Origin of the sequence: Oscillibacter sp. CU971 (assembly GCF_905219725.1) — a bacterium.
Taxonomy (GTDB): domain Bacteria; phylum Bacillota; class Clostridia; order Oscillospirales; family Oscillospiraceae; genus Oscillibacter.
The window spans coordinates 1-1,682 of record NZ_CAJMXG010000437.1; the positions used below are offsets into that span (position 1 = coordinate 1).

The 1,682-nt window shown below is 50.1% G+C and carries 2 protein-coding genes; both read left to right on the forward strand.

Annotated features, from left to right (window positions below):
• The coding region (locus JX325_RS16315; RefSeq protein WP_204792087.1) for a class I SAM-dependent DNA methyltransferase at window positions 1-1,142 on the forward strand (1,142 nt) is incomplete at its 5' end.
• Entirely contained in the window at window positions 1,142-1,588 is a 447-nt protein-coding gene (locus JX325_RS16320; protein ID WP_204792088.1) for a hypothetical protein, read from the forward strand. The genes JX325_RS16315 and JX325_RS16320, both read left to right, overlap by 1 nt.
• Window positions 1,589-1,682: the final 94 nt, after the last annotated feature.

Consider the following 1,682-nt stretch of genomic DNA (forward strand, 5'->3'; position numbering starts at 1 on the left):
CTACCAACATTGATGAACCGAAAAACCTTGAAAAGATCATCACGACCATTGACGGGCTGGACTGGTTTTCGGCCCGTGAAGAGGGGCTTGGCAATCTGTACGAGGGGCTTTTGGAGAAGAATGCCAACGAGAAGAAATCCGGCGCGGGACAGTATTTCACGCCCCGCGTGCTGATTGATGTGATGACCCGTCTGGTAAAGCCTCAGCCGAAGGAACGCTGCAACGACCCCGCCTGCGGCACATTTGGCTTTATGATCGCGGCCCATCAGTATGTTGCAGCCCAGACCGACGACTTTTTTGACCTGGACGCGGATACCGCCGCCTTTGAACGGACAGAGGCTTTTACTGGTACGGAGCTGGTACACGACACCCACCGCCTTGCGCTGATGAACGCCATGCTGCACGATATGGAGGGAGAGATTATCCTGGGCGATACCCTATCCAATCTCGGCAAGGGGATGAGGGGCTATGACGTGGTTCTCACCAACCCTCCATTTGGGACAAAAAAGGGCGGTGAACGCGCCACCCGTGACGACTTCACCTTCACCACCAGCAACAAGCAGCTGAACTTTTTGCAGCACATTTACCGCAGCCTGAAAGCGGACGGAAAGGCCCGTGCCGCCGTGGTGTTGCCGGATAACGTCCTCTTTGCGGACGGCGAGGGTGAGAAAATTCGTGTTGACCTGATGGACAAGTGCAATCTGCACACGGTTCTGCGCCTGCCCACCGGCATTTTCTACGCCCAAGGGGTCAAGACTAATGTGCTGTTTTTCACCCGTGGGAGAGCAGACAAAGGCAACACACAGGAAGTCTGGTTCTATGATATGCGTACCAATATGCCGTCTTTCGGAAAGACAAACCCGCTGAAAACAGAGCATTTCGCAGGCTTTGAGGCGTCGTTTGAGGCTACAGACCGTCATGCTGTACAGGATGAGCGGTGGAGTGTGTTTACCCGCGAGCAGATTGCAGAAAAGGGCAACAGCCTTGACCTGGGGTTGATCCGGGATGATTCCATCGTTGACTATTCCGATTTGCCCGACCCGATCGAGAGCGGTGAGGACGCCATCGCCCAGCTTGAGGAAGCCGTTGACCTCTTGCAGAGCGTGGTGAACGAGCTGAAAGCACTGTCGGAGGTGGAGTGATGGCGAAGAAAAAAGAGGCTATTGTTAGCCCGTTTGTGCCGGAGGAGGAGCAGCCGTATCCGATTCCGGAGAATTGGTGCTGGACTTACATTGGTAATTGTTATGAGGTTACATCGAGCAAACGTGTGCATAAAGAGGATTGGAAGGATTCGGGAGTTCCTTTTTATAGAACAAGAGAGCTTGTGAAGCTATCAGAAAATGGATATGTTGATAATGAACTGTTTATTGCAAATGAATTATACGAAAAGTTAGTTGCCGATTACGGAAAACCTAAAATCGGAGACATTTTAATAAGTGGTGTTGGAACGATTGGTGTTCCGCTTATTGTTAAAGAAAATGCACCATTTTATTTCAAAGATGGAAATATTATCTGGTTTCAGTGCAAGGGAATTTGCTTGCCCGAATACATTTTCTACCTCTATAAAAGTAAGAAGCTGTACCAATAGAGGAAAAAGTAGTATAATGAGGGAATGATACAAAAAAATGAGCGACGCAGCTATGCGAGCGATTTAAGCGACATCCAATGGGCGATGATAGAGC

What these genes read in the sequence shown, in the direction of transcription:
- JX325_RS16320 (WP_204792088.1), top strand. Translation starts at nt 1,142, where the DNA reads ATGGCGAAGAAAAAAGAGGCTATTGTTAGCCCGTTTGTGCCGGAGGAG.